Raw genomic sequence first — 2,470 nt, 5'->3', positions numbered from 1 at the left:
ATAGTTCGTCCCATCTTCGTTGGTAATTTCTCGTTCAGAGCTGTCCTTAACAAAGGCTACACGGAATTCTCCGATCATGCGAAGACCCGTAACGTCATAAATCACAACAGTATCCCCTCTTCGCACTGAAGAACTGACACTACTGATCCACTTAGATGGGATCTTGTATATCGATTCATTGCCTTTTATAAAAAGACCATCCGCATAAACATCTTTTGCGGTAATTTGGGCATTTGTAGGCATGTGATGACGTGCAACTTTCCCGACCAGTTGGCCGACATCCGCAAGGACCATCGAGCCTTCCACCAATGCTTCCTGTGGGAATTTCTTTTCTGCAAGAACATTTGACGTGATCAGCTGCCCTTTTTCGACAGAAGACACCAACACCAAAGCCGGCTTGTAGGTAAACTTTTCACGCCCGTAAAATTCCCAACCAAAAATGAGGGCAGCACCTAAAATAATGATTAAAATTCCTGCAATATTTTTTCTCATGTTGATTTCTCCTTATCGAAACCTTCATTTCTGAATTTGTATTTTTCACCTTTATTCTATTCGCTTCTGGCAAAAAATATTCCGCCGGGGCTTCCTCTGCCCTAACTCCAAAACGCTTGCGCAACACGCGCGACACTTACCTATATACTATACGAAAAGAAAAATTAATATTTTCGCAACAAAACAAGGGGCACAGCCATAGCTGCACCCCTTGCAAAAAGGTTTAGATTTACGGTTTTGCCCAAGAAGATATAAACACTACGATATCTCCGGCATATAGGATCAAGCAGTAGCATACACCGCATATCAGCATCCCAAGGACTCCCCTTCCGACCAGTGAAGTGTTACCCATTGTGCCAAACACTGCCAAGAAGGCAAAAAGAATGAACGCTATGATAAGGACGGGCTGTCCAACATACTGCAACAAGTGAATGATCTCACTACTTTTATCGTCGATATAATTTTCCACATCTTCGACTGTTGCAGAATCTTCTCCTTCAGTAATGATACTCATGGCATCCGGATCCACATAAGGATCATCCGTATCGGCAAACGCCGGCACTGCCATCATGCTTACCATTAATACTCCCGCGATGGCGACCCAGAAAAGCCTTTTCTTCATATCAGCCACCTCCTTTCAGGTTATGCTATGCAGGCAAAAACAAAAATATCAATAATTTTATGGACCAAACAAGAAATAATTATAAAAGAGACTGGAAAAAATACGCAAGCGGATCAACGTAGCGTCCATTGATCTGGACTCCAAAATGGAGATGCGGGCCTGTTGAAAACCCGGTATTTCCCGATTCGCCAAGGAGCCCGCCCTGCTTGACGCGAGCGCCTTTGGAAACAACCACTGTACTCATGTGATAATACTGGGTAATAATAGCATCTTCGTGTTGAATGACAACGCCAAGGCCGGCTGAAGCACCAAGCCTTCCGGCATCAATCACAATCCCATCTGCTGCAGCATAAAGCTTGGTTCCAACTCCCATGCCAATGTCAATCCCATTGTGTGCCCTGCCCGTATTTACATCTGTCCTAATCTCGCCATTCGTGAAAAAGCTCGAAACGTAATATCGTTGTTTTGTTGTGTCGATGGGATCACTGAAGCCATCTAGAAGTGCTGCAGCCGCGCGAAATGTTTCCCCTTGCCCGCCAAAAAAGCCCATATATTCACTATTGCCAAGGTGGAGAAATCCTACTTTAAAATTTGCATCGCCGGAATCCTTTTGATTAAGATATTTTTCTGCATCAGTGAATGAAACTTGATTGTCGTAAGCAACCGTCATTCCTAAAAGCAGATTCATGTCAGCTTCAGTAGCGTGATGTTCAAATGCATTCACCTTTCCGCTACTTGAAAAAACATCCGCAACCAACCCAAACAAAGATTGGACGCTCCCCCCAACTGCTTCAAAAATACTATTGAGGGCCCCTTTAGGCACATCAACACCCATTGATTTATAGGAGGAAACAACATCGAACCCTTTGTTTTCACTTACGTAATAACCAAGAACGTGTTCGATATAATACACATCGCCATCCCCGGCAAAAGAAGATCTTTCCTCAAGCCATCCCGCATCAAAACGATCTTCAGCAACTTTAACCCAATTAAGCCCTAAAGATTGCCCATAACTCTCAGCCATACTTTTGACTGCCCCAACGCCGTTGTTATAAGCTTGCAAAGCCATGACTTCGTTTCCTGAAAAATAATCAAGATACTGCCTAAAAAGCATCGCTCCGGCCTTAACATTGTCTTTGACTTCTGAAATGTCTCCATTGTTATCAATCTTCATCAAAACCTGCTTGCCACTGGCATCCTTTGCTTTGATTTCTTTTAAAACCGTGCCTGCTCCATCGATTCCCATCAACCCGAACCCATCAGTGCGGTCTTGATTTGTGTGCACTCCTTCGCTTTCCCATGCTGCAATAGCCATAAGAAGAGAAGGATCAACATCAAACATCGCCCCATATTCTT

Annotated in this window: 3 protein-coding genes; all 3 read right to left on the bottom strand. The window is 43.8% G+C overall.

The annotated features are described in order from the left end of the window. The coding region (locus tag GX117_12220; protein ID NLO34095.1) for a hypothetical protein at positions 1-492 on the bottom strand (492 nt) is incomplete at its 3' end. 229 nt (positions 493-721) lie between these two features. Beyond that, entirely contained in the window at positions 722-1,114 is a 393-nt protein-coding gene (locus GX117_12215) for a hypothetical protein (protein NLO34094.1), read from the bottom strand. Between the two features lie 79 nt (positions 1,115-1,193). Then, positions 1,194-2,470 (bottom strand): peptidoglycan DD-metalloendopeptidase family protein (locus GX117_12210; protein ID NLO34093.1); only part of this gene is annotated, 1,277 nt, incomplete at its 5' end.

Source organism: Candidatus Hydrogenedentota bacterium, from assembly GCA_012523015.1.
In the GTDB taxonomy this organism is placed as follows: domain Bacteria; phylum Hydrogenedentota; class Hydrogenedentia; order Hydrogenedentales; family CAITNO01; genus JAAYBJ01.
Note: the sequence above shows the minus strand (reverse complement) of the source record. Positions and strands in the feature narration are given on the sequence as shown.

Excerpts from the sequence above, each read along its gene's own strand:
- GX117_12215 (NLO34094.1), bottom strand. The coding sequence starts at position 1,114 with ATGAAGAAAAGGCTTTTCTGGGTCGCCATCGCGGGAGTATTAATGGTA.